The 25,646-nt window shown below is 67.3% G+C and carries 25 protein-coding genes; 17 read left to right on the forward strand and 8 right to left on the reverse strand.

Translation table 11 applies throughout. The features are described from left to right. Positions 1-2 precede the first annotated feature (2 nt). The 3 genes from hpnJ to WV31_RS00895 all read right to left on the reverse strand — a co-directional run bounded on the left by hpnJ (position 3) and on the right by WV31_RS00895 (position 3,347). Positions 3-1,445: a hopanoid biosynthesis associated radical SAM protein HpnJ gene (gene hpnJ, locus WV31_RS00885; RefSeq protein ID WP_085371905.1), complete on the reverse strand. Its 1,443-nt coding sequence runs from the start codon at positions 1,443-1,445 to the stop codon at positions 3-5. A gap of 3 nt (positions 1,446-1,448) precedes the next feature. After that, positions 1,449-2,597 carry a bacteriohopanetetrol glucosamine biosynthesis glycosyltransferase HpnI gene (gene hpnI / locus WV31_RS00890; protein WP_085375408.1) on the reverse strand — a complete coding sequence of 383 codons (1,149 nt, stop codon included), beginning with the start codon at positions 2,595-2,597 and terminating at the stop codon, positions 1,449-1,451. 141 nt (positions 2,598-2,738) lie between these two features. Then, the gene (locus WV31_RS00895; protein ID WP_085371906.1) at positions 2,739-3,347 is read right to left on the reverse strand and encodes an HpnM family protein; all 609 of its coding nucleotides are present in this window, start codon (positions 3,345-3,347) and stop codon (positions 2,739-2,741) included. A 178-nt stretch (positions 3,348-3,525) separates the two neighbouring features. Between WV31_RS00895 and WV31_RS00900 the strand changes: the two genes are divergently transcribed. After that, positions 3,526-5,313 carry a hypothetical protein gene (locus WV31_RS00900; RefSeq protein ID WP_085371907.1) on the forward strand — a complete coding sequence of 596 codons (1,788 nt, stop codon included), beginning with the start codon at positions 3,526-3,528 and terminating at the stop codon, positions 5,311-5,313. Between the two features lie 119 nt (positions 5,314-5,432). On the opposite strand, the gene WV31_RS00905 is transcribed toward WV31_RS00900, so the two are convergent. After that, positions 5,433-6,563, reverse strand: coding sequence for an Mrp/NBP35 family ATP-binding protein (locus WV31_RS00905; protein WP_085371908.1), 1,131 nt, complete (start codon positions 6,561-6,563; stop codon positions 5,433-5,435). A gap of 221 nt (positions 6,564-6,784) precedes the next feature. Here WV31_RS00905 and hflK point away from each other — a divergent pair, with 221 nt between their 5' ends. From hflK to WV31_RS00925, 4 genes are all read left to right on the forward strand, one after another. Then, the gene (gene hflK, locus WV31_RS00910; protein ID WP_085371909.1) at positions 6,785-7,924 is read left to right on the forward strand and encodes an FtsH protease activity modulator HflK; all 1,140 of its coding nucleotides are present in this window, start codon (positions 6,785-6,787) and stop codon (positions 7,922-7,924) included. Continuing rightward, positions 7,921-8,799 (forward strand): protease modulator HflC, encoded by an 879-nt coding sequence (gene hflC / locus WV31_RS00915; RefSeq protein ID WP_085371910.1) that lies wholly within the window; start codon positions 7,921-7,923, stop codon positions 8,797-8,799. The genes hflK and hflC overlap by 4 nt, the downstream gene beginning before the upstream one ends. Next, entirely contained in the window at positions 8,796-8,987 is a 192-nt protein-coding gene (locus tag WV31_RS00920; protein ID WP_085371911.1) for a DUF2065 domain-containing protein, read from the forward strand. The genes hflC and WV31_RS00920 overlap by 4 nt, the downstream gene beginning before the upstream one ends. 62 nt (positions 8,988-9,049) lie before the next feature. Further along, positions 9,050-10,552, forward strand: a complete 1,503-nt coding sequence (locus WV31_RS00925; RefSeq protein ID WP_085375409.1) for a DegQ family serine endoprotease — start codon at positions 9,050-9,052, stop codon at positions 10,550-10,552. A 363-nt stretch (positions 10,553-10,915) separates the two neighbouring features. On the opposite strand, the gene flgH is transcribed toward WV31_RS00925, so the two are convergent. The 4 genes from flgH to flgF are packed head-to-tail and all read right to left on the reverse strand — an operon-like array spanning position 10,916 to position 14,269. Beyond that, positions 10,916-11,707, reverse strand: a complete 792-nt coding sequence (gene flgH, locus WV31_RS00930) for a flagellar basal body L-ring protein FlgH (RefSeq protein WP_085371912.1) — start codon at positions 11,705-11,707, stop codon at positions 10,916-10,918. A gap of 22 nt (positions 11,708-11,729) precedes the next feature. After that, the gene (gene flgA, locus WV31_RS00935) at positions 11,730-12,704 is read right to left on the reverse strand and encodes a flagellar basal body P-ring formation chaperone FlgA (protein WP_085371913.1); all 975 of its coding nucleotides are present in this window, start codon (positions 12,702-12,704) and stop codon (positions 11,730-11,732) included. Between the two features lie 10 nt (positions 12,705-12,714). Then, positions 12,715-13,500, reverse strand: coding sequence for a flagellar basal-body rod protein FlgG (gene flgG, locus WV31_RS00940; RefSeq protein WP_085371914.1), 786 nt, complete (start codon positions 13,498-13,500; stop codon positions 12,715-12,717). Positions 13,501-13,528: 28 nt separating this feature from the next. Further along, positions 13,529-14,269: a flagellar basal-body rod protein FlgF gene (flgF, locus tag WV31_RS00945; RefSeq protein WP_085371915.1), complete on the reverse strand. Its 741-nt coding sequence runs from the start codon at positions 14,267-14,269 to the stop codon at positions 13,529-13,531. Positions 14,270-14,584: 315 nt separating this feature from the next. Here flgF and WV31_RS00950 point away from each other — a divergent pair, with 315 nt between their 5' ends. The 12 genes from WV31_RS00950 to miaA all read left to right on the forward strand — a co-directional run bounded on the left by WV31_RS00950 (position 14,585) and on the right by miaA (position 25,555). Continuing rightward, positions 14,585-15,133 (forward strand): flagellar basal body-associated FliL family protein, encoded by a 549-nt coding sequence (locus WV31_RS00950; RefSeq protein ID WP_085371916.1) that lies wholly within the window; start codon positions 14,585-14,587, stop codon positions 15,131-15,133. Positions 15,134-15,155: 22 nt separating this feature from the next. After that, a complete protein-coding gene (gene fliM, locus WV31_RS00955; RefSeq protein ID WP_085371917.1) occupies positions 15,156-16,334 on the forward strand; it encodes a flagellar motor switch protein FliM in 1,179 nt (392 codons plus the stop codon). 6 nt (positions 16,335-16,340) lie between these two features. Continuing rightward, positions 16,341-16,877 (forward strand): DUF6468 domain-containing protein, encoded by a 537-nt coding sequence (locus tag WV31_RS00960; protein WP_085371918.1) that lies wholly within the window; start codon positions 16,341-16,343, stop codon positions 16,875-16,877. A 9-nt stretch (positions 16,878-16,886) separates the two neighbouring features. Beyond that, entirely contained in the window at positions 16,887-17,648 is a 762-nt protein-coding gene (locus WV31_RS00965; protein ID WP_085371919.1) for a MotE family protein, read from the forward strand. 121 nt (positions 17,649-17,769) lie between these two features. After that, the gene (locus WV31_RS00970) at positions 17,770-18,156 is read left to right on the forward strand and encodes a response regulator (RefSeq protein ID WP_068436653.1); all 387 of its coding nucleotides are present in this window, start codon (positions 17,770-17,772) and stop codon (positions 18,154-18,156) included. A 62-nt stretch (positions 18,157-18,218) separates the two neighbouring features. Then, positions 18,219-18,818: a protein phosphatase CheZ gene (locus WV31_RS00975; RefSeq protein WP_442915516.1), complete on the forward strand. Its 600-nt coding sequence runs from the start codon at positions 18,219-18,221 to the stop codon at positions 18,816-18,818. Positions 18,819-18,872: 54 nt separating this feature from the next. Continuing rightward, entirely contained in the window at positions 18,873-22,349 is a 3,477-nt protein-coding gene (locus WV31_RS21920) for a tetratricopeptide repeat protein (RefSeq protein WP_168185824.1), read from the forward strand. Positions 22,350-22,364: 15 nt separating this feature from the next. Then, on the forward strand, positions 22,365-22,988 hold the full coding sequence (locus WV31_RS00985) for a hypothetical protein (RefSeq protein ID WP_237051427.1): 624 nt from the start codon (positions 22,365-22,367) through the stop codon (positions 22,986-22,988). Between the two features lie 3 nt (positions 22,989-22,991). Then, positions 22,992-24,131, forward strand: a complete 1,140-nt coding sequence (locus WV31_RS00990; protein WP_085371922.1) for an NnrS family protein — start codon at positions 22,992-22,994, stop codon at positions 24,129-24,131. A gap of 19 nt (positions 24,132-24,150) precedes the next feature. Then, on the forward strand, positions 24,151-24,444 hold the full coding sequence (locus WV31_RS00995; RefSeq protein WP_206072568.1) for a nucleotidyltransferase family protein: 294 nt from the start codon (positions 24,151-24,153) through the stop codon (positions 24,442-24,444). Further along, positions 24,441-24,620, forward strand: a complete 180-nt coding sequence (locus WV31_RS01000; protein WP_085371924.1) for a HepT-like ribonuclease domain-containing protein — start codon at positions 24,441-24,443, stop codon at positions 24,618-24,620. The genes WV31_RS00995 and WV31_RS01000 overlap by 4 nt, the downstream gene beginning before the upstream one ends. After that, a complete protein-coding gene (miaA, locus tag WV31_RS01005; RefSeq protein ID WP_085371925.1) occupies positions 24,617-25,555 on the forward strand; it encodes a tRNA (adenosine(37)-N6)-dimethylallyltransferase MiaA in 939 nt (312 codons plus the stop codon). The genes WV31_RS01000 and miaA overlap by 4 nt, the downstream gene beginning before the upstream one ends. The last annotated feature ends 91 nt before the right edge of the window (positions 25,556-25,646 follow it).

The following is a 25,646-nucleotide window of genomic DNA, read 5'->3' on the forward strand; positions in this document are numbered from 1 at the left end:
ACCTAGCATTCCATGGGCTTGTTGCGGGTGCGCAGGAACTGGAAGAACTCGACGCCTTCGCGCAGGCGGCGCTTCATCATGTCCCAGTCGTGCAGCATCTCCCAGACGATCTCGCCGATCTTGGCGGGGCGGAAGTAGAAGGCCTTGTAGAAGTCGGCCACGCCCTTGAAGATGTCCTCGCTGGTGAGGTCGGGGTAGGACAGCGCCGCCACCTGGTAGCCGCCGCCGCCGGTCTCCTTCATCAGCAGGTCCTTGTCCTTCTTGAACCAGCCGTTGGCGATGGCCTGCTCGTACAGCTCGGTGCCGGGATAGGGCGCGGCCATGGAGACCTGCAGGGTGCGGGGATTGACCTCCTTGGCGAATTCCAGGGTCTGCCGGATGGTTTCCTTGGTCTCGCCCGGCAGGCCCAGGATGAAGGTGCCGTGGAGCACGATGCCCAGTTCGTGGCAATCCTTGGAGAAGCGCTTGATGATGTCGATGCGCAGGCCCTTCCTGATGTTGTTCAGGATTTCCTGCACGCCCGATTCATAGCCGACCACCAGCACCCGCAGGCCGTTGGCCTTGAGCACCTCGAGGGTTTTGCGCGGAATGTTGGCCTTGGCGTTGCACGACCACGGCACGCCCAGATGGCCGATGCCGCGCGCGATCTCTTCCACCCGCTCCAGATCGTCGGTGAAGGTGTCGTCGTCGAAGAAGAATTCCTTCACCTCGGGGAACATCTGGCGGGCCAGCTTCACTTCCTCGATGACGCTCTTGGCACTGCGCGCCCGGTAGACGCGGCCGCCGATGGTCTGCGGCCACAGGCAGAAGCTGCACTTCGACTTGCAGCCGCGCCCGGTATAGAACGCCATGTAGGGGTGGCGGATATAGCCGATGAAGTAATCCTCGGGGTTGAGGTCGCGGCGGTATACCGGCCCCACATAGGGCAGGGCGTCCATGTCGTGGATCAGCGCCCGGTCCTTGGTATGGGCCGGCTTGCCGTCGGGGCCGCGGAAGGTCAGGCCGTCGATCTCGGCGAAGGGCTTGCCCTCGGCCACCTCGACCAGGGTGTAGTCGAATTCGTGCCGGGCCACGAAGTCCACCGCCTCGGAGGCCATCAGGGCTTCCTCGGGCACCGTCGCCACGTGGGCTCCGACCATGCCGACCATGATGTTGGGGTTGGCGGCCTTGAACGCCTCGGCCACCTTGCACTCGGAGGCGTAGGTGGCGGCGCTGGCGTAGATCACCAGCAGCTCGTAATCCTTGGCCAGCTTCAGGCAGTCGTCCAGGGTCTTGCCCGAGGCCGGGGCGTCCACCAGCTTGGAGCCGGGGATCATGGCCGCCGGCTGGGCCAGCCAGGTGGGATACCAGTTGGACTTGATCTCGCGCTTCGCCTGGAAACGGGCACCGGCGCCGCCATCGTAACCTTCGAAGGAGGGCGGATTGAGGAAAAGAGACTTCTTCATGTCTTAAGAGCCTTCAACCTGATCAAGTGTGCCGTCGGCACGGACGGCGAATCGCCGGCCACGCCATACCACAGTCCGTCCGCTACATGCGACAACATAGACGACGAACGACAGAATTTCCCTCAGAGCCAGCAGGCCGAGACCGCTGCGGCCAAGCCCCAGGGCCCGTTCCTCGACCCGCACCGCCCACAGCCGGCTCAAACCCGCCAGCCCCAGCGCCGCCAGGGACGGAAGCCACGCCCACCCCGCCAGCACCGCCAGCAGGGCCAGCGCCACCGGCTGGGTGATCACCGACGCCATGTAGGAAGCCCGGTCCACCGCCGCAATGGTCCGGCCCCAACGAATCTCGTGATCGAGCAAAGTTTTCACATCGGGCTCGTGCACGGTGATGTCCACCGGCCGGGCGGCCAGGGCGATTTCCAGGCCCTGGTCGCGGGCCATCTTGCCCAGCACCCAGTCGTCGGCCAGCACGTGGGACAGGGCGGAAAGCCCGCCCCCCTTCTCCAGCACGTCGCGGCGCACCGCCATGGTGGCGCCGAAACAGCCGTCCTTGCGGCCGATGGCGCGGGCCAGCACCGCGCCCGGCAGAAAACCGTGATTGATGCCCATGGCGCCCAAGGCGCTCCACAGGCCGGGCACCGGGCGGCCGACGTAAAGGCAGGTCACCACGCCGATTTTGGGATCGGCGAAGGGCGCCGCCAGATCGTCCAGGTAATGGGGACCGACCCGGATGTCGCTGTCGGCGATGGCGATCAGGTCGTGACGGACCCGGGGCCACATGTTCAGCAGGTTGCCGACCTTGAGGTTGAGGCCGTGACGGGTAGCGTCGGCCACCGCCTCGATTTCCACGCCGGGCAGGTCGCGGGGCAGGCCGTCCACCACCGCCAGCGCCGGATCGGCGGGATCGGCCACCCCGAACACCATCTGGAATTGGGGATAGTCCTGGCGCAGGCAGGAGTCCAGATTCTCGGCCATGCCGGGCTCGGCCCCGCACAGGGGCTTCATCACCGAGATGGGCGGCCGCATGGCGGCGGCGGGCTTGGGCGCCCGCTGGAAGCGGCGGACCAGCAGGGCCGAGGCCACCTGGAACAGGCAGCCGGCCACGGTCAGCGCGATCAGGGCCAAAGACAGCCCCTGCCAAACGCTAATCACACGCCCCCCTTCCATGTCATCCCGAGCGCAGGCGAGGGATCTCGTCCTGGCATGCCGGAACCAAACCGGAAACAGCCGAACACGCGGAGATCCCTCCTCCCGACGGTCGTCGGGATGACAGCCAGGCGACAGATCATGGAGCTACTTGTCCAGCCCGGCCGTCTGCTTCTCGATGGTCTCGATCAGCCCGGAAAAGCCCTTGGCGCGGAAGATGGAGCCGAATTCCGAGCGGCGCACCGCCACCTGGCTGACCGTGCCCTCGAACAGCACGTCGACGATACGCCACTGGCCCTGGTCCTGGCGCATGACGTAGTCGATCTGGGTGGGGTCGCCGTTCTTCGGCACCAGCCACGAGGGGACGATCACGTTGCCGCCGGTGGACGGGCGGGGCTCGCCCACGTCGAAGCGTTCGCCGTTCCACTCGTTGAACTGGGCGGCGTAGGTGCCCACCGAGAAGGCGGTATAGGCCTCGGCCAGCCTGGCCGCCTCGTCCGGCGTCAGCTTGGAGAAGGCGGTGCCGAGCGTGCCGCGGGTCATGGCGGGCATGTCGTAGGCCTCGGTCACCGCCGGGCGCATCTTGTCGGCGCGGCCCTTGTAGCCCAGCTTGACGCCGCCCTTCATGCTCTCCATCAGACGGTCGCAGAAGGTGCGGATGACCGCCTCGGGCCCCGCGCCTTGTGCCGAGGCGGGACTCACCAGACCGGTCATGAGCAACAGCGCCAGCACCGACGCGGCGAAAAGCGAACGCATGCGATCGTCTCCACAAAGACCGGGGCGCCCCCGATTGGAGCGCCCGCCGGTGTCCTGCCATACCATATTGTCCCCGGTGGAGCCAGAGCGAGCCAGAGCGGACACAGGGTTGAAGGCCCCGACTGGACAGGCCATCTCCACTTATGGAATTCTACTTAGGGGATTGGGGAATAATGGGATGGTCCTAGCGAGCCTTTGGGCCGCCATCAAGCAACGGTTCAGGCCGGCGCCGGGCAAAGGGCAGGAAGCCCCCGCCGCCCCCCGCCCCCGTGCCGCCAAGGCCTCGCCCCCCCAGACCGGCTTTCTCGATCCCGATGCCTTCGCCCGCACCCTGGTCGACGCCTCCAAGGGCGACGACCATCGTCTCCACGTCTTCTCGCTGACCGATTTCCGCCAGGCGGTGGGCTCGAAATGGGGGAAACTCAGCGGCCTGCTGGAGGTGGCGGGCGACGCCATCATCCGCCGCCACGTGGACCTGTCCAAGGACGTCATCACCCGCCTGGACGCCGAGATCGCCTGTCTGTCCATGCCGATGGCGTCACGCCAGGAAACCCGGGCGCGGGTCGCCTCCATCGCCGCCGACCTGTCCACCTACCTGTTCGGCGACGCCATGATCAATGGACGCCGCCCCCAGGTGGTGGCCGCCAACATGGCCGCCAAGGACGCGGTGACCGACGAAGGCACGCTCGACCACGAGGCCATCCGCAAGGCCATCGCCAAGGCCGGAGCGGCACTGGCCCCCGAATCCTCCGGACTGTCCGCCCCCCATCGCGCCTCCCTGGCGGCCATGCTGCCCCCCGAGGAGGCGGCGAAACTGGTCCCCGGCAAGGGCGCCGCCTATGCCATCAGCGGCGGCGACAAGCCCTATCGCATTGATGAATCCTCGGTGCCCAAATGGGTGACGGAAGAGCCGAAGAAGCGCGCCAGCGACCAGCCCCTGCCCGCCTTCCACATCGAGGGTGGCCAGGGCGGCGCCGACGCCCCGCGCAAGGTCATGACGGTGGAAGGCCGCAGCCTGCATGGTGCCGACGCGCCGCGCGAGGTGATGCGCATGGAGGGCCACGCCCGGGGCGGTGACGGCGAGGTGATGCGGGTGGAGGGCCGCTCCCTGAGTGGCGCCGATGCCCCGCGCGAGGTGATGCGGGTGGAGGGCCGCGACGGCAAGGGCGCCGACTGGCTGGAGGAGCAGCTGGAGCGCCAGGCCGAGGCCGGCCTGGCCTCGGACCACCATCTGACGCCGGAATCCAGCCTGACCCTGGTGTGGACCCCCACCTGGGTGGCCACCAGGCGGGCGGTGGGGGCGTTCCACGCCAAGGTGATCCGCGTCGACAAGGAAGGGGCGCCGCCGGTGGAGGGCGCCTACGCCTATGCCGGCGCCGCCCCCATCGAATCGCTGACCATGGACCGTTTCGTCGCCACCCAGGCCGCCTACGAGCTGAAGGACCTGTTCTACGGCCGCCACAAGGCGGGAATCACCGTGCCGTTCCATTGGATGAGCCTGGCGCCGCGCTGGCGCGACTGCATCCGCATTCCCTTCGAAAGCTGCCCGGCCCAGGCGCTGCGCAAGCATCTGAAGATCGAGATCTTCGGATTGTCGCCGGCCATTCCTCCCCATGTGATCAACCGTCTGTTCCAGCCCCTGGAAAAGCTGGACTGCACCCTGATGGCCCGCCTGCCCCTGTCGGCACCGGGCATGATCAAGGCGCTGAAGGGGGTGAAGGCCATCGGCGTCGATCTGGCCCAGCTGACGCCGGAGGAAAAGACCGGCGACCTGGAATTGCTGGCGCGGCTGGAACGCTTCCGCGACGTCGCCCACAAATCCGGGATGGCCTGCTATGTCTGGGGCATCCGCCGCCGCCCGCTGATCACCGAGGTGATCCGGGCCGGCTTCTCCCTGGTCAACGGCCCGGGGGTGATGACCGACCTGTCCCGGCCCCGCGTGCCGTCGGCCGGGGTGGGGGAATAGCCCCACTCCCGGCTCCCTGGCGTATTGTCCCTCGCCGGGCGGGCGCATCCGCGCCCTTGGCCGCGGCCTCAATGGCCGCTGGATACCGGCCAATGAGTCGATTCAAAGGTCGGCCGGTATTACTCCATCACGATCCTGGGGCCCTTGCGGCCGCCCTGCAGGACCTGGACCTTGTCCCAGATCCTGGCGGCGATATCCATGTAGGCCTTGGCGTGGGGCGAGTTGGGCTTGGAGATGACGATGGGCTCGCCGGCGTCCGCCGTCTGGCGGATGGCGATGTCCAAGGGCACCTCGCCCAGGAAGTCGGCGGACAGGCGCGCCGCTTCCGCCTTGGCGCCGCCATGGCCGAAGATGTGGGCCTCGTCGCCGCATTTGGGGCAGATGTAATAGCTCATGTTCTCGATGATGCCGAGCACCGGCACGTCCACCTTGCGGAACATGTTGAGGCCCTTGGTGGCGTCAAGGAGCGCGATGTCCTGGGGCGTGGACACGATCACCGCGCCGGTCAGCGGCACCCGCTGGGTCATGGTCAGCTGGGTGTCGCCGGTACCGGGCGGCATGTCGATGATCATCACGTCCAGCTCGCCCCAATGGACGTCGCGCAGCAGTTGCTCCAGCGCGCCCATCACCATGGGACCGCGCCAGATGATGGGCGAGTCCTCGGGCACCAGGAAGCCCATGGACATGCACTTCACGCCGTAATTCTCCATGGGCATCATGGTCTGGCCGTCGGGGCTGACCGGCTCGCCGGTGATGCCCAGCATGCGGGGCATGGAAGGCCCGAAGATATCGGCGTCGAACAGGCCGACCTTGAGGCCCATGCGCGACAGCGCCATGGCGATGTTGGTGGCCGTGGTGGACTTGCCCACGCCGCCCTTGCCGGACGCGACGGCGACGATGGCCTTGACGTGGGGCAGCAGCGGCTTTTCCGCCTGGTGGCCCCCGCCATGCGCATGGCCATGCCCGCCCTGGGGAGCGCCCTTGGGCCCGCCCTGGGTGTTGCGCTCGGCGGTCAGCACCGCCGACACCGACACCACGCCCGGCAGATCATGCACCGCCTTCTCGGCGGCCTTGCGCAGCGGCTCCAGATGGGGGCCACGGCTGGCATCGACTTCGATGGCAAAGGCCACGTGGCCGTTCTTCACCGCCAGGCCCGATACCATACCGAGACTGACGATGTCCGCCTTGCGGTCGGGGTCAATGACCCGGCTCAGCGCCTGGATGATCTGCTGTTCGGTGACCTCGGCCATGCTGTCCTCTTCGCTGTAAAGACATACCAATTTAGTTGGTTATGCGCCGACGAAGCGCACAAGCATCTCCTCATATAGGGGCCCCGGCGGCGTTTGCAAAGCCGATTCCCGCCGCCGCCCCTATATTGAAAACCGGTAATGTGGACGGCGTCGCGTTGCGCAAGGCGGAATCCTGCCCTATGTTCCCCATGAATGTTGGGAATTGAACGAAGGGAAACCTCATGGCTTGGAATCCTCGTGGCGGCGGCGGCGGCCCGTGGGGCGGCGGCGGTGGCGGCGGCGGCCCCTGGGGCAACGGCGGCGGCAATCGTCCGGGCGGCGGCGGCAACGGCGGCGGCTTCGGCGGCGGACCGGACCTCGAGGACTTCATCCGCAAGGGCCAGGAACGGCTGCGCCGCGCCATGCCGGGCGGGTCCGGCGGCGCCAACGGCACGCGGGGCATCATGGCCCTGGCGGCGCTGGCGGTGGCGTTCTGGGGCTTCTCCGGCATCTATAAGGTCAGCCCCGACGAGCAGGGCGTGGTCATGCGCTTCGGCAAGTGGGTGGACACCACCGAGCCGGGGCTGCATTACCGCCTGCCCTATCCCATCGAGACGGTGCTGCTGCCCAAGGTGACCAAGGTCAACCAGCTGCTGCTGGGCTCGCGGGTCGGCGGCGATCTGCGCAGCGGCGGCCGGGTCACCGACGAAAGCCGCATGCTGACCGGCGACGAGAACATCGTCGAGGCGGAAGCCGCGGTGTTCTGGCGCATCAAGGACGCCGGCAAGTATCTGTTCGCCGTGCGCGACCCGGAGTTGACCGTCAAGGTGGCGGCCGAAAGCGCGCTGCGCGAGGTGATCGGCCGCAACCCCATCCAGGCGGCGCTGTCCGACAAGCGCGAGTTCATCGCCATCCAGACCCAGGAGGAGCTTCAGCGGCTTCTGGATTCCTATGGCGCCGGCATCCACATCCAGCAGGTCCAGTTGCAGAAGGTTGATCCGCCGGCGGCGGTCATCGACGCCTTCAACGACGTGCAGCGCGCCCGCGCCGACCAGGAACGCGCCCGCAACGAAGCGGAAGCCTACCGCAACGACATCATCCCCAGGGCACGCGGCGAGGCCGAGCGCCTGACCCAGGAGGCCCAGGCCTACCGCGAGCAGGTGGTCAACCTGGCCCAGGGCGACGCCAAGCGCTTCAGCGCCCTTTACGCCTCCTACAAGCAGGCCGAGGACGTCACCGCACGGCGCCTCTACATCGAGACCATGGAGGAAATCCTGAAGGGAGCCACCAAGGTGGTCATCGATCCCTCGGCGAAGGGACTGGTGCCCTATCTGCCCCTGCCCGAACTGAAGAAGCAACAGCAGGCGGGAGGCGCCAAATGAGCCGCTCCCTCGTCTTTTCCGCCATCGCCGCCGCCATCCTTCTGGTGCTGGCGGGGTCGTCGCTGTTCATCGTCAACCAGGCCGAACAGGCGCTGGTGCTGCGCTTCGGCGCCCACCGCGCCACCATCAAGGAGCCGGGCCTGCACGTCAAACTGCCCTTCATCGAAGACGTGGTGCGCTACGACAACCGCCTGCTCGCCCTCGACCCGCCGGACGAACAGGTCATCCTGGGCGACCAGAAGCGCATCGTGGTCGACACCTTCACCCGCTACCGCGTCGCCGACCCGCTGAAGTTCTATCAGGCGGTGCGCACCGAGGTGCAGGCCCGCGCCCAGATGACCCAGATCGTCTCGTCGGCCATGCGCCGGGTGATGGGTCAGGTGATGCTGCCCTCCATCCTGTCGGACGAGCGGGCCCGCATCATGGAGCAGATCCAGCACGAGGTCTCCGAGCGCAGCTTGCGCGAACTGGGCATCCAGGTGGTGGACGTGCGGCTGCGCCGCGCCGACCTGCCGGACGAGACCAGCCAGTCCATCTATGACCGCATGAAGTCCGAGCGCGAGCGCCAGGCCAAGGAAGCCCGCGCCCAGGGCTATGAGTGGAGCCAGCAGATCCGCGCCCGCGCCGACCGCGAACGCACCGTGCTGCTGGCCGAGGCGCAGCGCCAGGCCCAGATCGAACGCGGCCAGGGCGACGCCGAGGCCAACCGCATCTTCGCCGAGGCGTTCGGCAAGGATATCCAGTTCTTTACCCTGTACCGCTCGCTGCAGGCCTATCGGGCGGCGTTGGGCGACGGCAGCACCACCCTGGTCCTGTCGCCGGACAACGAGTTCCTGAAGGCGTTCGGCAACGGCCCGGGCCGCCGGGGCCAATGACCGACCTGATGACCGCCCTGGCGCTGGTCCTCGTCATCGAGGGCCTCGCCTGGGCGGCCTTCCCCGAGGCCATGAAGCGCATGATGGCCCAGGTCCTGGTCATGCCGCCCGACCTGTTGCGCGGTATCGGGCTGTTCATGGCCATCCTCGGCCTGGGCGGCGTGTGGTTGGCGCGAAGCGCGCTTTGAGACAATATTCCAGTCGCCCCAGCTGAGGGGCGAGACCGTCCGGAGGACTGACTTCCGTGTTCATGGCAAGACGTGACAATTCCTTCCGCCCCGCCCGCCTGCTGGTGGGCGCCCTGGCGATGATCGCCCTCCTGCTGCCCGGCATGGCCACCGCCGCCGCGCCGCCCGGCGGTTTCGCCGATCTGGCCGAGAGGCTGCTGCCCAGCGTGGTCAACATCTCGACCACCCAGACGCTGAAGGGCAACCAGGGCGGGCCCGAGATGCCGCAATTCCCCCCCGGCTCGCCGCTCGAGGAATTCTTCAAGGAATTCATGGAGCGCCAGCAGGGCACCCGGCCCGACGCGCCCTCGCGCAAGGCGACCTCGCTGGGGTCCGGCTTCATCATCGACGCCGCCGGCTACATCGTCACCAACAACCACGTCATCGCCGACGCCGACGAGATCAGCGTCAAGCTGCACGACGACACGGTGTTCCAGGCCACCCTGGTGGGCCGCGATCCCAAGGTCGATCTGGCGCTCCTGAAGATCGATCCCGGCAAGAAGCCGCTGACCCCGGTGCCCTTCGGCAATTCCGATGAAGCCCGCGTGGGCGACTGGGTGCTGGCCATCGGCAATCCCTTCGGCTTCGGCGGCACCGTCACGGCCGGCATCGTCTCGGCGCGCGCCCGCGACATCAACGCCGGCCCCTATGACGACTTCCTGCAGACCGACGCCGCCATCAACCGCGGCAATTCCGGCGGCCCCATGTTCAACATGAAGGGCGAGGTGATCGGCATCAATTCGGCCATCATCTCGCCGTCGGGCGGCTCCATCGGCATCGGCTTCGCCGTGCCGGCCTCGCTGGCGGTGCCGGTGCTGGACGATCTTCGCAAGTTCGGCAAGGTGCGCCGCGGCTGGCTGGGCATCCGCATCCAGTCGCTCGATGCCGACATGGCCGAGAATATCGGCCTGCCCGACCAGAAGGGCGCCCTGGTGGCCAAGGTCGATCCCAACGGCCCCGGCGTCAAGGCCGGGCTGAAGGACGGCGACGTGGTGCTGAAGTTCGACGGCAAGGACATCACCGAGATGCGCCGCCTGCCCCGCTACGTGGCCTCGACCCCCATCGGCAAGAAGGTGGACGTGGTCATCTGGCGCGACGGCAAGCGCCAGACCATCACGGCTTCCGTGGGCGAGATGCCCGAGGACCCGGCCGAGCAGCAGGTCAAGGGCAAGCCCGAGCAGCCGAAGCCCCAGGCGGGCAAGGACGGCGTGCTGGCCATTCCCGGCGCCGGCCTGACCGTCTCGTCGCTGACCCCGGCGCTTCGCGAACGCTTCGGCGTGGACGACGAGGCCAAGGGCGTCATCGTCACCGAGGTCAAGCCCGACAGCCCGGCCGCCGAAAAGGGCATGCGCCCCGGCGACCTGATCATCGAGGCCGACCACAAGCCGGTGCGCGCCCCCGCCGACCTGGGCAAGCTGATCGAGGACGGCCGCAAGTCCGGTGCCAAGTCGCTGCTGCTGCGCGTCGAAAACCCCCAGCAGCTGCGCTACATCGCCCTGCCGCTGGCCGAGGGCAAGAAGAAGTAGGCCTTTCCCAAGGGCTGAACGGACAAGGGGCGGGCCCAGCAGGACCCGCCCCTTTCTCATAGTCTGTCATCCCGAGCATATGCGAGGGATCTCCGCCTGGACCAATGGTGCCGATTCTGAGACGCCGTGCCGAGACGAGATCCTTCCTCCCTTCGGTCGTCAGGATGGCGGCTGGAGGCGGTCATCCTGCGCCCTATCACGAAGAGACGCATCCTCTTCGTGCCCCTTCGTGTCTTCGTGCCCCTTCGTGTCTTCGTGCCTTCGTGGTGAAGCGAGCATTCACGCCCCTGGGGGCTACCCGGCAAAAAATGCCGAAGGCCCGCCGGAGTTTCCTCCGGCGGGCCTTCGTAACGTGCCGTCCGATCAGAACGGGAAGATGATGTCGAAGATCTGCTGGCCGTAGCGCGGCTGGGTGAGGTCGCTGACCATGCCGCGGCCGCCGTAATAGACGCGGGCCTCGGCGATCTTTTCCGAGCTGACCGAGTTGGACGAGCTGATGTCCTCGGGCCGGATGATGCCCTGGATGGACAGTTCGCGCATTTCGTAGTTCACCCGGAATTCCTGGCGACCCGAGATCACCAGATTGCCGTTGGGCAGCACCTGGGTGATCACCGCCGCCATGCTCATGGTGATGCTTTCCGTGCGGGTGGTATTGCCCGAATTGGTCACCGCCGAGGTGGACGACAGGTCGGCCAGGCTGGCCAGGTTGATGTTGGGCAGAAGCTTCTGCAGCTGGCTTTCGAAGCCCATGGCCGAGATGTTGGAGCCCGTGGTGCCCGAGCCGGCCTTTTCCGAGCCGGTGCGCGAATTGGTGAGCCCGGTGGTCAGCGTCGCGCTGTCGGAGATGGACACCGCCACGGTCAGGATGTCGCCCACGTCCTTGGCGCGCTGGTCCTTGAAGAAGGCCCGCGCCCCCGGACGCCACAGGGAATTGGCGTTCTGCGGCGGAGCCGAGGGCTGGGGCATGGGCATGCTGACCGGCTGGTAGCCCGCCTTCTGGGTCGGATTGGAGATGGGCGAGCTTTGCGGGCCCGAACCCACTTCCGACATGCGGGTGAGCATGTTGCAGGCCGACAGCTCGGACACGGCGACCACGAGAGCCAGGGCGCGCATGGCCTTGCGGCCGAAGGTCCGGGAGGGAGTGGTGGTGGACATGATCTATCTCTCCGAATTCGGCTCAGTTCTGGGCCAGGCTGCGCAGGCCGCCGGGCATCACCGACACCTGGCCGGGGCCTTCGACCTTGGCGTCGACGGTCTGCTTGCTCTGAATATTGGTGACGCGGATGACGTCGCCGACGCTGCCGTCCTCGGCGGCGCGGCCCTGGGCGGTAAGCGTCATGAACTTGGAGCGCAGCATGATGGTCACCGAGCTGTTCTTGCCCACCACCACCGGCTTTTGCACCTCGGCGGTGCGGATCGGCGCGCCGGCGCGCAGCTGGTAGCGCGGCTCCTGGCCGATCAGCAGGCGGGGATTGGTGACGATGTCGCGCCGCACCACTTCCTCGCGCACGTCCACCCACTGGATGTCGGCTTCGGTGATCACCTCGCCGCGGCCCATGGGATGGGCCAGAACCGGAATACGCGCCGAGGCGAAGACGTTGCCCATCACCTTGAACCGCACCGAATTGGGCGCGCCGGCCGGGGATTCCACCACCGCCTGGAAGCGGTTCATGCGCGGGTCGTAGGCCAGATCCTTGACGGCCACGGTGGGGGTGGCGGTGGCGGGAATGACGATGTGGAGCTGCTGGCGGTTGCTGATCTCGACGGTGGCGTTCCTGGGCGCGCCTTCCAGGGCCAGAGCTTCCTTCAGCTCGGTCTCGATGGTGCGGATGTCGACGCTTTGGCCGGCCCGCTCGGCCACCGCCCGCTCGAAGGGCGACGAGGGGCGCCAGTCGATACCGTAGGACTGGGCCACGGCCGCCAGCCAGCGGGTCTCCAGCGTGATCCGCTTGCCCGGCGCCGGCGCATTGGCCAGCGGGGTCGAAGCCTTGTCGCCGATATTGTCCCAGATGTCGCCCAGCGTGATGGCATCGCCGGTGAGCACGATGGAGGTCTTCAGCTGGGGCGGCAGTTCGGCGGCGCGCACGGTCCCGAAGGCGGCGGCCAGAACCAGTCCGGCGATGGTGGCGCGAAGGCAGAGGCGGCGGATCATGATGGCCTCACTACTTCATCTGGTTGATGGTCGAGAGCATCTCGTCGGAGGCCTGGATGACCTTCGAGTTCATTTCGTAGGCGCGCTGGGCGCCGATCAGGTTGGTCACCTCGGCCACCACGTTGACGTTGGAGGTCTCGAGGAAGCCCTGCAGGATGGTGCCGAAGCCGGGCTTGCCCGGGGTCTGCACCACCGGCTGGCCCGAGGCCGGGGTTTCCATGAACAGGTTGTTGCCCCGCGCTTCCAGGCCGGCGTCGTTGGCGAAGGTGGCAAGGGTCAGCTGGCCCTTGATCTGGCTCTGGACCTGGCCGTCCTGCTTGACGATCACCTGGCCGGTGGAATCGATGGTGACGCCCACCGCGTCCGAGGGAATGGTGACCTGGGGGATCACCTGATAGCCCTCGTGGGTGACGATGGTGCCTTCCGGCGACAGCTGGAACGAGCCGTCGCGGGTATAGGCGGTCTCGCCCGAGGGCATCTTGATCTGGAAGTAGCCCTTGCCCTGGATGGCCATGTCCAGCGTGTTGTCGGTGCTCTGGACGCTGCCCTGCTCGGTGATGCGGTAGACGGCGGTGGTCTTCACGCCCAGGCCCAGTTGCACGCCGGTCGGCACGATGGTGCCGGTGTCCGACGACTGCGAGCCGACGCGGCGCAGGTTCTGGTAGAGCAGGTCCGCGAACTCGGGACGCCGCCGGGTAAAGGCGGTGGTGTTCATGTTCGCGATGTTGTTGGAGATCACTTCGACGTTGGTCTGCTGGGCCAGCATGCCGGTCGCGGCGATGTTCAGGGAGCGCATGGCGTGAATTCCTTACTCGTTGAACCGGTCAGTTGGTCTTGGGGGCGCCCAGGGTCTGGATCGCCTTGAGCTGGCGTTCGTGCTCGGCGTCCAGCATCTTCTGCACGCCTTGGTATTCGCGCAGGATCTGGGTCATGCGGGTCATTTCCATCACGGGCTGGATGTTGGATTCTTCCATCATGCCCTGGGCCACGTGGGGCCGTTCCACCACCGTCGGATCCTGGGTGGTCTCGTAGAGCGAGTCGCCGGCCTTGCGCATCTGCTGGTCGTTGTCGAACTTGACCACCTTGATGCGGGCCACCCGGCCATTCTCGGTGGAGATGGTGCCGTCGGAGGACACCTCGACCTGGGTCTCGTTGGGGGCGAAGATGATCGGCTGGTCGCGGTCGTCCATCACCGCGTAGCCCTGGGTGTTGACCAGCATGCCGGACTGATCCAGGCGGAAGTGGCCGTTGCGGGCATAGCGCATGCCGGCCTCGGTCTCGATCTGGAAGTAGCCGTCGCCGTGCAGGGCGAAATCCAGGGGATTGTCGGTCTTGGTCAGCGGGCCTTCGCGGGTGTCGCGCAGCACGCCCACGTCCTGGACGAAGGAAAGCTTGTTGCCCACGGCCCGCTCGGACGAGCGGGTGGGAACCAGATACTCGCGGAACATCATCTGCTCGCCCTTGAAGGCGGGCGTGTTGGCGTTGGCCATGTTGTTGGCCACGACTTCCATCTGGCGCCACAGGGCGGCCTGACGGGAGAGAGCGATGTAAGCGGTGTTCTGCATGGTTCGATCCTGGGTGGCAATTGCTTGCGCCGCCTTCCTTGCAGACGGCGTGCCAATTTCAGGAATCCAGCATTTCCGCCATTTTTTCCGTTCCCCTCTTCCGCCGGGGCAGGGCTTGCCGGGCAGTTATTGCCGCCTCCCCCCGGCATTGCTATCGTGGCCGCGTGGTGGGGGAAGAGTGCGCGGAATTGATCGGGTCGAATCCCTATCTTTTGCGCCGGCTCAACCTTCTGTTAACCGCAAAGGTCTAGTTTTTATGGTGCGCACGTGTGGCCCCTGGTGGGCCGCCACGCCCGGAAGCGGCGGAAGAGGGCCATGGCCGAAGATCTGGAAGAAGATTTCGAGGAAGGTGAAGGTTCGGAAGAGGTATCCGAGTCACCGTCCAAAAAGCTGCCGATCAAGAAGATCCTGATCATCGTGCTGCCCATCCTGCTGTTGGGCGGCGCCGGTGCGGGCGTCTATTTCTCGGGGCTGCTCGACAAGCTTTTGGGCAAGAAGGACGACCACGCCCCGGCGGCCGATGCCGCCGCCCCGCCGCCGCCGCCCAAGGCGGTGCAGGCGGCGTCGTTCATGGATCTGCCCGAGATGCTGGTCAACCTGCAGACCACGGGGCGCAAGCAGGCCTTCCTGAAGCTGCGCGTCGCGCTGGAGCTGGAGGCGGTCACCGACCAGCCCCGCGTCGAGCAGATGCTGCCGCGCATCATCGACAATTTCCAGATTTACCTGCGCGAGCTGCGGGTCGAGGACCTGCAGGGCGCCTCCGGCATGCATCTCCTGCGCGAGGAGCTGCTGACCCGCGTCAACGCCGCGGTCAAGCCGGTCAAGGTCAACGACGTCTTGTTCAAGGAAATGCTGGTCCAGTAGCGGACCGGCGGGAAAGGCCGACATGGCGATGAACGACGACGGTGGAACCACCCGCGGGGCCGAGGACGAAGAGGCCCTGATGAAGGAATGGGCCGCCATGGCCGGCGACGACAATGGCGGCGGCGGCGGTGGCGGCGGTGACGCCGGCGGCGGCGACGGCGGCGACATGGCCGCCGAATGGGAAGCCATGCTCGGCGCCGGCGACAGCACCGGCGAGACCCAGGCGGCGGTGGCCAAGGACGCCACCCGCGTCCTGAACCAGGACGAAATCGATTCGCTGCTGGGCTTCGACGACGATATCGGCGGCGCCGGCGACAAGTCGGGCATCCAGGCCATCCTCAATTCCGCCCTGGTGTCCTACGAACGCCTTCCCATGCTGGAAGTGGTGTTCGACCGCCTGGTCCGCATGATGTCCACCTCCATGCGCAATTTCACGTCGGACAACGTGGAAGTGTCGCTGGACAACATTCTGTCGCTGCGCTTCGGCGACTACCTGAACTCCATTCCCCTGCCCGCCATGCTGGCGGTGTTCAAGGCCGAGGAATGGGACAATTTCGGCCTGCTGACCGTCGATTCGTCGCTGATCTACTCCATCGTCGACGTGCTGCTGGGCGGCCGGCGCGGCACGGCGGCCATGCGCATCGAGGGCCGCCCCTACACCACCATCGAACGCAATCTGGTCGAGCGCATGGTGCACGTGGTGCTGTCGGACCTGTCGGCGGCCTTCGACCCGCTGTCGCCGGTGACCTTCCGCTTCGACCGCCTGGAAACCAATCCGCGCTTCGCCACCATTTCGCGCCCCAGCAACGCCGCCATCGTCGCCAAGCTGCGCATCGACATGGAAGACCGCGGCGGACGCCTTGAACTGCTGCTGCCCTACGCCACCCTGGAACCCGTGCGCGAGCTGCTGCTGCAGATGTTCATGGGTGAAAAGTTCGGCCGCGACTCCATCTGGGAAACCCACCTGGCGGAAGAGCTGTGGCTGACCGAGGTGGAACTGGAAGCGGTTCTGGACGAGCAGGTGATGAACCTGCGCGAGGTCCTGAACTGGAAGCCGGGCTCGAAATTCATGCTGAACGCCACCGCCGATTCGCCCATCGACATGCGCTGCGGCGAGGTGGCCATGTTCCGCGGCCGCATGGGACGCAAGGGCCAGTACATCGCCATCCAGGTGGATGAATCCACCATCAAGACCGGGTGAAACGCCGTGGATTGGAAAGTCGTCCTCGACCTCGTCGTCTCCGTGCTGCTGATCGCCACCATCGGCTATGCCTGGATGCTGAATCAGCGCCTGTCCAGCTTGCGCAAGAACCGCGACGACCTGGCCAAGACCATCGCCGCCTTCAACGAGGCCACGCTGCGCGCCGAATCCTCCATCCCCAAGCTCAGGAAGGCCGCCGAGGAATCCGGCCAGACCCTGCAGGAGCGGGTGGAAAAGGCGCAATCCCTGCGTGACGACCTGGCCTTCATGATCGAACGCGCCGACACCATGGCCAACCGCCTGGAGAACGCCGTGCGCGGCGCCCGCGCCGACGGCGTCAAGGCCGCGCCCGAGCCCCGCGCCATGGGAGCGGGTGGGGGCGCCCAGATCGGCACCGCCTCGGCTCCGACCATGCCGCCGCCCCGCATGGCCGGCAACCGGGCCGCCGCCATCGCCGCCGCCGCCGCCGCCTCGGAAGGCGAAAGCGACGACCGTTCCGAAGCCGAGCGCGAGCTTTTGCGCGCGCTCCAGTCCATGCGGTAGGGAGGCATCATGGCCGCCAAGACCCGCAAGCCCACTCCCGGCCCCATCAGGATGCAGCCTCCCGGCGCGTCCAAGGGCAAGTCCGAGGCCAAGGCCCCCATCGTCCGGGTGCTGCCCGTGCTGATCTTCGCCGGCGTGCTGATGCTGTCGCTTCGGGTCGGCGACATCTTCAAGGGTATCTTCGGAATCGAATCCTTCTCCGTGGCCGAATTGCAGGCACAGCAGCCTCCCAAGGCGACGCCGCCGACCGCTCCCGCCACCCCGGCCCAGCCGCAGCCCGCCGCCGCCACCGCCGCCCAGACGCCCGCCGCCACCCCGGCCAGCACCGATCCCGGCGCCGGCATGAGCCAGACCGAACTGGACGTGCTGCAGAAGCTGCAGGAACGGCGCGGCACCCTCGACGTGCGCGAGAAGGACATCGAGAAGCGCGAGGCCCTGCTGAAGGCCGCCGAGGATCAGATCGACCGCAAGGTCGCCGAGATGAAGACGCTGCAGAACACCATCGAGGGGCTGCTGCGTCAGTACAACGACCAGGAAGACAACAAGATGCGCTCCCTGGTCAAGATCTACGAAAATATGAAGCCGAAGGAAGCGGCGAAGATTTTCGAACAGCTGGATATGAATATCCTGCTGGAAGTGATCGAGCGCATGAAGGAACAGCGTGTTGCTCCGATCATGGCTGAAATGGACCCGTCCAAGGCCAAGGCAGTTACTGCCGAATTGGCACAAAGACGCCAGATACCGATGCCAAGGGCGGCCTCGGGCGGGTGATTGTCGGGGGATTGCATAAAAAATGACTTGCGCAAGTGCGGTCCCCCATCTTAACTAGGAAAATTCGTAGGTTACCGGGTTTTTCGGTTTCTGGCGGCTAGTGTCTCGAAGGAGCGGATGGATGGCTGTCGATAAGAATATGAACGTCCTCATCGTCGATGATTACAAGACGATGTTGCGAATCATCAGAAACCTGCTGAAGCAGCTGGGTTTCAACAACGTTGATGAGGCCACCGATGGCGCCATGGCGTTGCAGATGCTTCGCGTGGGCAATTACGGTCTGGTGATTTCCGACTGGAACATGGAGCCCATGACCGGTCTGCAGTTGCTGCGCGAAGTCCGCGCTGATGCCAAGCTGAAGCCGATTCCCTTCATCATGGTGACCGCCGAGTCCAAGTCGGAGAACGTCATCGCTGCCAAGGAAGCGGGCGTGTCCAACTACATCGTCAAGCCCTTCAACGCCGAAACGTTGAAGACCAAGATGGTGAGCGTGCTGGGCGAATTCTGACGATCTTGGGGGGTTCTGCAGCCATGTCGGCGAAGGGCGTTGACCGCGATTTAGAGCTTCGCTTGGACGCCATTCGTGCCGAGCATGGCGAGACCATCCATGTGGATCAGATTGGGGAAGTGGTTCGGGCCATGCTCGAAACCATGACGGGGGATATCGGTGCCGGGGATTTGCGGCTCTATCGCGAGCTGGAATCCCTGGCCAGTTACATCCATGCCGCCAAGGAAGAAATCGCCGCGCTTCGGCCCGGCGAGATCAAGAACGAGTTCATCGCCTCGGCGACCGACGAGCTTGACGCCATCGTCGGCGCCACCGAGGCCGCGACCAACGAGATCATGGACGCGGCCGAAAGCCTGGGCTCGCTCTCTCCCATGCTCGACCAGGAGGTGGCCAACCGCCTGGACGAAATCACCACCCGCATCTTCGAGGCCTGCACGTTCCAGGATATCACCGGACAGCGCATCACCAAGGTGGTCAAGGCGCTGAAGGAAATCGAGGACCGGGTGGAAAGCCTGGTCAAGATGTTCGGCGGCACCTATGACGACGGCTCCCAGAAGGAAGCCAAGCCGCTGACCGACCAGGACCTCCTCAACGGCCCGCAGCTGCCCGGCAACGCGACCAACCAGGCCGAAATCGACGCGCTGCTGGCAAGTTTCGACTAGCCTTCCATGAAGGCTGCCGAGCAAGCCCCAACCGGACGGCCAGTGAAAGCGCCCGTGAGCGCGAGCGATTCCCGCTGCCGCATCACCGGATGGCTCGCCACCCTTCTCCTGCTGGTTTCCCTCGCCTTCGGCCCGGTGGCTCCGGCCCTGGCCCAGACGTCTCCGCGCGCCGCCGAGCATGACGGCTTCGGCCGCATGGTGTTCGACTGGGATTCCCCGGTGAAGTTCTCGGCCGAAACGGTCAACAGCCAGCTGATCGTCCGCTTCGACCGGCCCATCGCCGGCGACCCCAAGGTGGTGTTGAAGCCGCTGGCCCGCTATCTCAAGGGCGTCACCCTGTCGCCCGACCGCAAGATGGTCACCTTTCCCCTGGCCGTACCGGTCCAGGTGAAGAGCTTCCAGACCGGGACCAATTCCGTGGTGGTGGATCTGTCCGAGGACAAGAAGCCCGCCTCGTCCTCGGCCCCGCCGCCGCCGCCGGAACAGGCCATCCCGCCGGCCGAGATCCCCGCCGGCCTTCCGCCCGCCGAGCTGCCCCCCGGCCAGAAGCCCCCCGCCAAGGCTGCGGACCCCGTCAAGACCGCCGAGCCGGCCAAGCCGGCTTCGCCCGCGCCCGCCCAGCCCCAGGGTCCGGCCACCGACCTGATGGTCCGGGGCGGCGAGCATACCGGCTTCAACCGCCTGGTCTTCGACTGGCCGAAGCCGGTGGGATATTCGGTGGACGAGGCCGGCGCCACAATCTCCATCAATTTCGACCGCCCGGCCAACGTCAACGTCACCTCCCTGAAGGCGTCGCTGCCGCCCGACGTGGGCTTCCTGGAAGCCAAGCCCAACGGCAAGGGCACCTCGGTCATCCTCTCGCTGCCCGCCGGGATGCGGGTCCGCCACTTCACCAGCGGCCCCCGCGTCGCGGTGGACCTGGTCCGCCCGGCCGGCGCGCCGCCGCCGCCGCGCGCCAACGGCGCCGCCGCCCCGCCCCTGGCGCCCGCCCCCGGCACCGAGGAACAGCCGCCGGCCTTGAAGCCCCTGGACGGCCTGCCGCCGGCCGAGGCCGCCGCTCCGGTCAAGCCTAACGGCAACGGCAAGGCCGCCGCACCCGCCGCCGCACCCGCCGCCGAGGGCGAGGCCATCGCCCGCCCCGGCGACGAAATCCGCCCCGTCCCCACCGGCAAGGCTGTCAGCCTGGGCTTCGCCTTCGACAAGCCCACCGGCGCCGCCGTGTTCCGCCGCTCGGGCTGGCTGTGGGCGGTGTTCGACCTCAAGGCGGAGATGGACACCAAGCTGTTGAAGCGCACCGGCGGCGACGTGGTGCTGCATGTGGAGCAGGTGCAGGGCTTCAAGGGCACCGCCGTGCGCATGATCACCCGGCCGGGCTTCAACCCCTCGGTGCGCAAGGAAGGCCAGTTGTGGGTGCTGGACATCCACGAACAGCCCATCGCGCCAAAGGCGGGCTTCGACATCGCCACCCAGATGGATTTCCAGGAACGCGGCCGCGTGGTGATCAAGGCCTCCGACGGGTCCCAGAACATGATCCTGAGGGACCCGGAAGTGGGCGATTCCATCCATGTGGTGACCGTTCCGGCCATCGGCGCCGGCGTGCGCCAGGGGCGCGAATACCCGGGCGCCGAGCTGCTGCCTTCGGCCCAGGGCATCGCCATGATTCCCCGTGCCGACACCGTCCGTCTCGACACCAGCCGCGATCAGGTGGAAATCACCCAGCCGGGCGGCCTGTACCTGTCGCCCATGCTGGCGGCCGAAGGCCCCGCCGGCGGCGGCAAGGTGGCCACCGACGGCAACATGGGCGCCGACGTGATGACCACCGGCCCCTTGGATATTTCCAAGTGGCTGCGCGGCGGCAACGACAAGTTCGTGGACGACCACCGCAAGCTGATCAGCCGTCTGGCCCATGTGCGCCCCGACGAGAAGAACGCCCAGCGCATGGAGATCGCCCGGCACTACGTGGCCAACGGCTTCGGCGCCGAGGCCCTGGGCGAGTTGCGGGTGATGGCGGCGGTGGATCCCTTGATCGTCGACACGCCCCCCTACCGGGCGGTGCGGGGCGCGGCCAGCTTCCTGATGGGGCGCGACGCCGACGCCATCGTCGATCTGTCCACCCCGGCCTTGAAGGGCGACGCCAAGGTGCAGCTGTTCCTGGCCGCCGCCTCGGCCCGGTCGCTGCCCGAGCCCAACAAGCACGCTTTGGTGCTGCGCCTGGCGCCCGAGGACATCAAGACCTGGCCCCGCAATCTGCGTATCGGCATCGGCGAGGTGGCGGCGCGCACCGTGGCCCAGGCCGGCGATTCCAAGGGTGCGGCGCGCATCGTCGATGCCATGATGGGCCCCGGCCTGTCCAAGCGCGACATCGGCAAGCTGGCCTATCTGTCGGGCATGGCCGCCCAGGCGGGCAAGCAGTGGGACACCGCCATCTCGCGCTACCGCGATGCCGAGGCCAGCGAAAGCCGCCCCGACCGCGCCTATGCCGCCCGCGACCGCGTCGAGCTGATGCTGCGCCTCAACAAGATGACCCCCGCCGAGGCCATCCGCGACCTGGAGAAGCTGCGCTTCGCCTGGCGCGGCGAGGATTTCGAGTTCCAGTTGCTCAAGCGCCTGGGCCAACTGCAGATCGCCGCCGGCCGCTACGGCGAAGGCCTGCGCTCCATGCACTCGCTGGTGGCCAATTATCCAGACCATCCCGAGATCGCCAAGGTCCAGGAGGAGATGAGCGACACCTTCAACCGCCTGTTCCTGATGGGTGAGGCCGACAAGCTGTCGCCCGTGGTGGCCATCGGCCTGTATGACGAGTTCCAGGAACTGACGCCGTCGGGCACCAAGGGCGACGAGATGATCCGCCGCCTAGCCGACCGCCTGGCCGGGGTCGACCTGCTGGAGCGCGCCGGTGAATTGCTGCGCCATCAGGTGGAGTTCCGCCTGTCGGGGCTGGACAAGGTGCGGGTGGGCACCCGGCTGGCCTTCCTCAACCTGTCGGACCGCAAGCCCGGACTGGCGCTGGAAGCGCTCGAGGCCAGCGAGGCGCCGGAAATCCCCACCGATCTGGCGGCGCGGCGGCGCTATATCCGGGTGCAGGCGCTGACCGATCTGGGCCGCTCGGCCGAGGCGCTGGCGCTGATCATCAACGACCAGAGCGAAGAGGCCAACCGCCTCCGGGGCGACATCAACTGGAAGCTCAAGCGCTGGCCCGAGGCGGCGGCCGCCCTGGAATCCACCATCGTCAAGCCCATCGGCAACCGGCCGCTGGACCCGGCCACGGCGCGGCGCCTGCTCGACACCGCCACCGCCATGACGCTGGCCCGCGACGAGCGCGGCCTGACCCGGCTGCGGCGCGGCTATGGCGCCCTGATGGCCCAGACCGAGTGGAAGGAAGCCTTCGACCTGCTGACCAGCGAGCCCGAACGCGGCATCATCGACTACCGCCGCCTGGGTGATAAGATCAAGCAGGCCCAGGACTTCCAGACCTTCATGGGCGAATGGCAGAAGCGGGTGAAGGCCCAGGGCCTGTCGTCCATCAATTAGCAGAGGAACATGACCATGGCCGGACGCGGTTGGATCGGTGGCGCCCTGGCGGCGCTTTTGCTGGCGGGCTGTACGTCGGGCCTGCCGCCCGCCGCCCAGGTCGATCCCGCCCCGGTGCCGGGCGTGGCGCTGCCCTTCAACGCCCGGGTGATGATCTTCATGGGCGAGAACGACCTGAAGCGGAAACTCAGCATCCAGATCACCCGCTACCAGTCCGAGGAGACCAAGGTCCTGGACGGCCGCAGGCTGGCCGAGACCGCCCAGACCCTGCTGGCCAAGGGCTTCCGGCAGGTGGAGATCAACGATCCCGCCATCCGCCCCCACATCGTGGTGCGCCTGACCGGGCGGCCCGGCTGGAGCAAGCAGGACGGCACCTTGAAGCTGGGCTGCGGCATCGACGCCTGGACCGCCGACGGCATTCCGCTGGGCAATTTCGTGGCGCGCTGGGATTCGCCCATGAAGACCGATTACGATGCCGATCTGGGGCCGGGCTACGCCCAGTGCCTGAAGAAACCGCTGGACGAGCTGCTGTCCTCGCCCAATCTGGCCCGGCTGGCCGGCGCGGGTTTCCGCGACCCCCACCCCAAGGCCACCGAGGAGTGGATGCGCGGCCTGGGGCCCATTCCCGCCTGGAAGTAATCCATGACCGGGGAATCCGCCCCCCTGGCCCGCTCGGGCCGCTACCCCAAGGCCCACCGGCCGTTCTTCCTGGCCGCCAGTCTCTACGCCGCGCTGTCCGTGCCCCTGTGGGTGGCGGAATGGGCCGGATGGCTGCCCGGCTGCGGCCGGTGCGATCCGGTGGCCCGCCACGCCCATGAGATGCTGCTGGGCTTCGCTGCGGCCGTGCTGGGCGGCTATCTCTTCACCAAGGTCAGCCGTCCGCGCCTGATCGCCGCCCTGCTGGCCTGGGCGGCCGCGCGGGTCGCCGCGTGGAGCGGACTGGACGGCGAGGTCGGCCTGATCGCCTCGCTGGCCTATCCCGTGCTGCTGTTCGCCTTCGGCGGCTGGCCCTTCCTCAAGGCCGCCAAGCTGGGCCACAACATGGTGTTCGCGCCGACCATCGCCGCCTTCGCCGTGGCCGAGGCCCTGTATCAGGCCGGACGCATGGGACTGATCGACGGCGGCGAGCGCCGGGGCGTGATGACCGCCTTCTGCCTGGTGGCGCTGATGATCCTGGTCATGGGCGGCCGGGTCATTCCCGCCGGCATGGCCGGGCTGGTGCGCAAGGAAGAGGCGCGCGAGCTGTTCGACCGCAACCGGCCCTGGGCGGAATGGCTGTGCGTGATCGGCATGGGCGCCGAGGCCCTGGCCCAGTCCCTGGGGCTCGGCCCTTTCGGCGCCATGGCCCTGGCCGGCGCCGCCGGTCTGTGGCGCCAGAGGTGCTGGCGGCCGGTCCTGTCGCTGGGCGATGCCTCATTGGGGCCCATCCAGGTGGGGCATTTCCTGCTCTGCGTCGGACTGATGGCGGCGGCCGCCTCGGACTGGCTGGGCATCGGGCCGGCCACCGACGCCCTGCATCTGGCCACCATCGGCGGCATGGGGCTGGTGACGGCCGCCATGATGCTGCGCATCGACGCCATCCGCGAGCGCCGGGTGGGCCAATGGCCGCGCGCCGCCGTCGCCGCCGCCGTCCTGCTGGTGATCGCCGCCGACCTGCGCGCCGCCGCCTCGCTGGCCCCCGATTTGCTGGTCCCGGTCTCCATGATCCTGTGGTCGGCGGCCTTCGGGATGGTGGCGTGGAGTATGGCGAGGGGATGGAGAAAGCCGCCGCCTGCGCTATAATCGGTGTCGGAGGAACATGATGGCATCGGCCCGCACCCTGCTGATCGAGAAGCGCGAAGAGATCCTGCGCCTCGCCGCCCTGCACGGGGCGGCGAATGTGCGGGTGTTCGGCTCGGTGGCGCGTGGCGAGGATCGCGAGGACAGCGACATCGACCTGCTGGTCCACATGGAGGACGGGAGGTCGCTGCTGGATATGGTCCGCCTGTGGGATCAACTCGGCAGCCTGCTGGGGCGCAAGGTGGACGTGGTCGACGACGAAAGTCTTCATTACGTGATCCGCGACCAAGTCCTGAACGAGGCCAGGCCGCTGTGAACCCACGGGATCGCACCTATCTGATCCATATTCGCGATGCGGTCACGTTGATTCGGCAATACACCGCCATCGGCGAGCAAGCATTCATGGCGTCTTCCCTTCACCAAGACGCCGTCATGCGTAAGTTCGAGATCGTGGGCGAGGCCCATGTCCTGAGCCTGCTGTCCGAGTCATGACCCTGCGCCCAGCCCTCGTCGTCGCCGGTCCCACCGCGTCCGGCAAGTCGGGCCTCGCGCTTGCCGTCGCCCGTGAATTCGACGGCGTGGTGATCAATGCCGATTCCATGCAGGTCTATGACGCGCTTCCCCTGCTCACCGCCCGGCCGTCGGTTGAGGACGTGGGAGCGGCGCCGCACCGGCTGTACGGCATCCTTCCGCCGGAAGAGATCTGTTCGGCGGCCCGCTGGGGCGCGCTGGCGGCGGTGGAGATGGAGGCCGCCTGGGCGGCGGGCAAGCTGCCTATCCTGACGGGGGGCACCGGGCTTTACCTGCGGGCGGTGATGGAAGGGCTGTCGCCCATTCCCGACATTCCCGAGGGTGTCCGCGCCGCCGCCCGCGCCCTGCTGGCCGAGAAAGGCAACGCCACCTTCCACGCCCTGCTGGCCGGCCGCGACCCGGAAATGGCGGCGCGCCTCGATCCGGGCAATTCCCAGCGTCTGGCGCGGGCCTGGGAGGTGCTGGAGGCCACCGGGCGCTCGCTGGCTCAATGGCAGAACGAGCCCCGTGAAGGCGGCGTCGCGGCCCGCTGGTTCACCCTGGTCCTCGATCCCGAGCGGCCCCGCCTCTACGCCCAGTGCGAGTCCCGCTTTGCCGCCATGATGGCGGCAGGCGCGCTGGACGAGGTGCGCGAATTCGAATCCCTGCGCCTGGCCGCCGACCTGCCCATCACCAAGGCCCTGGGACGGCGCGAACTGGCCGCCCATCTGGCGGGCGAGATGGTTCTTGCCGCCGCCATCACCGCCGCGCAACAGGCCACCCGCAACTACGCCAAGCGCCAGGGGACCTGGTTCCGCCATCAATTGAATGCGTCCCTGACCGTCACAGAGCAATTTTCGGAAAGTTTAAAAGCCACAATCTTTCTGAAAATTCGCCAACACCTCTTGACCGCTTGAAGACATGCCGCTAGGTTGTCCGCCCGCGCCGCAGTGCAGCAGCGCGCTTGCCTGCCTGTTCGGTGGGCGATGAGAAGACCCTGCCGGCCTC

Source organism: Magnetospirillum sp. ME-1 (assembly GCF_002105535.1).
In the GTDB taxonomy this organism is placed as follows: domain Bacteria; phylum Pseudomonadota; class Alphaproteobacteria; order Rhodospirillales; family Magnetospirillaceae; genus Phaeospirillum.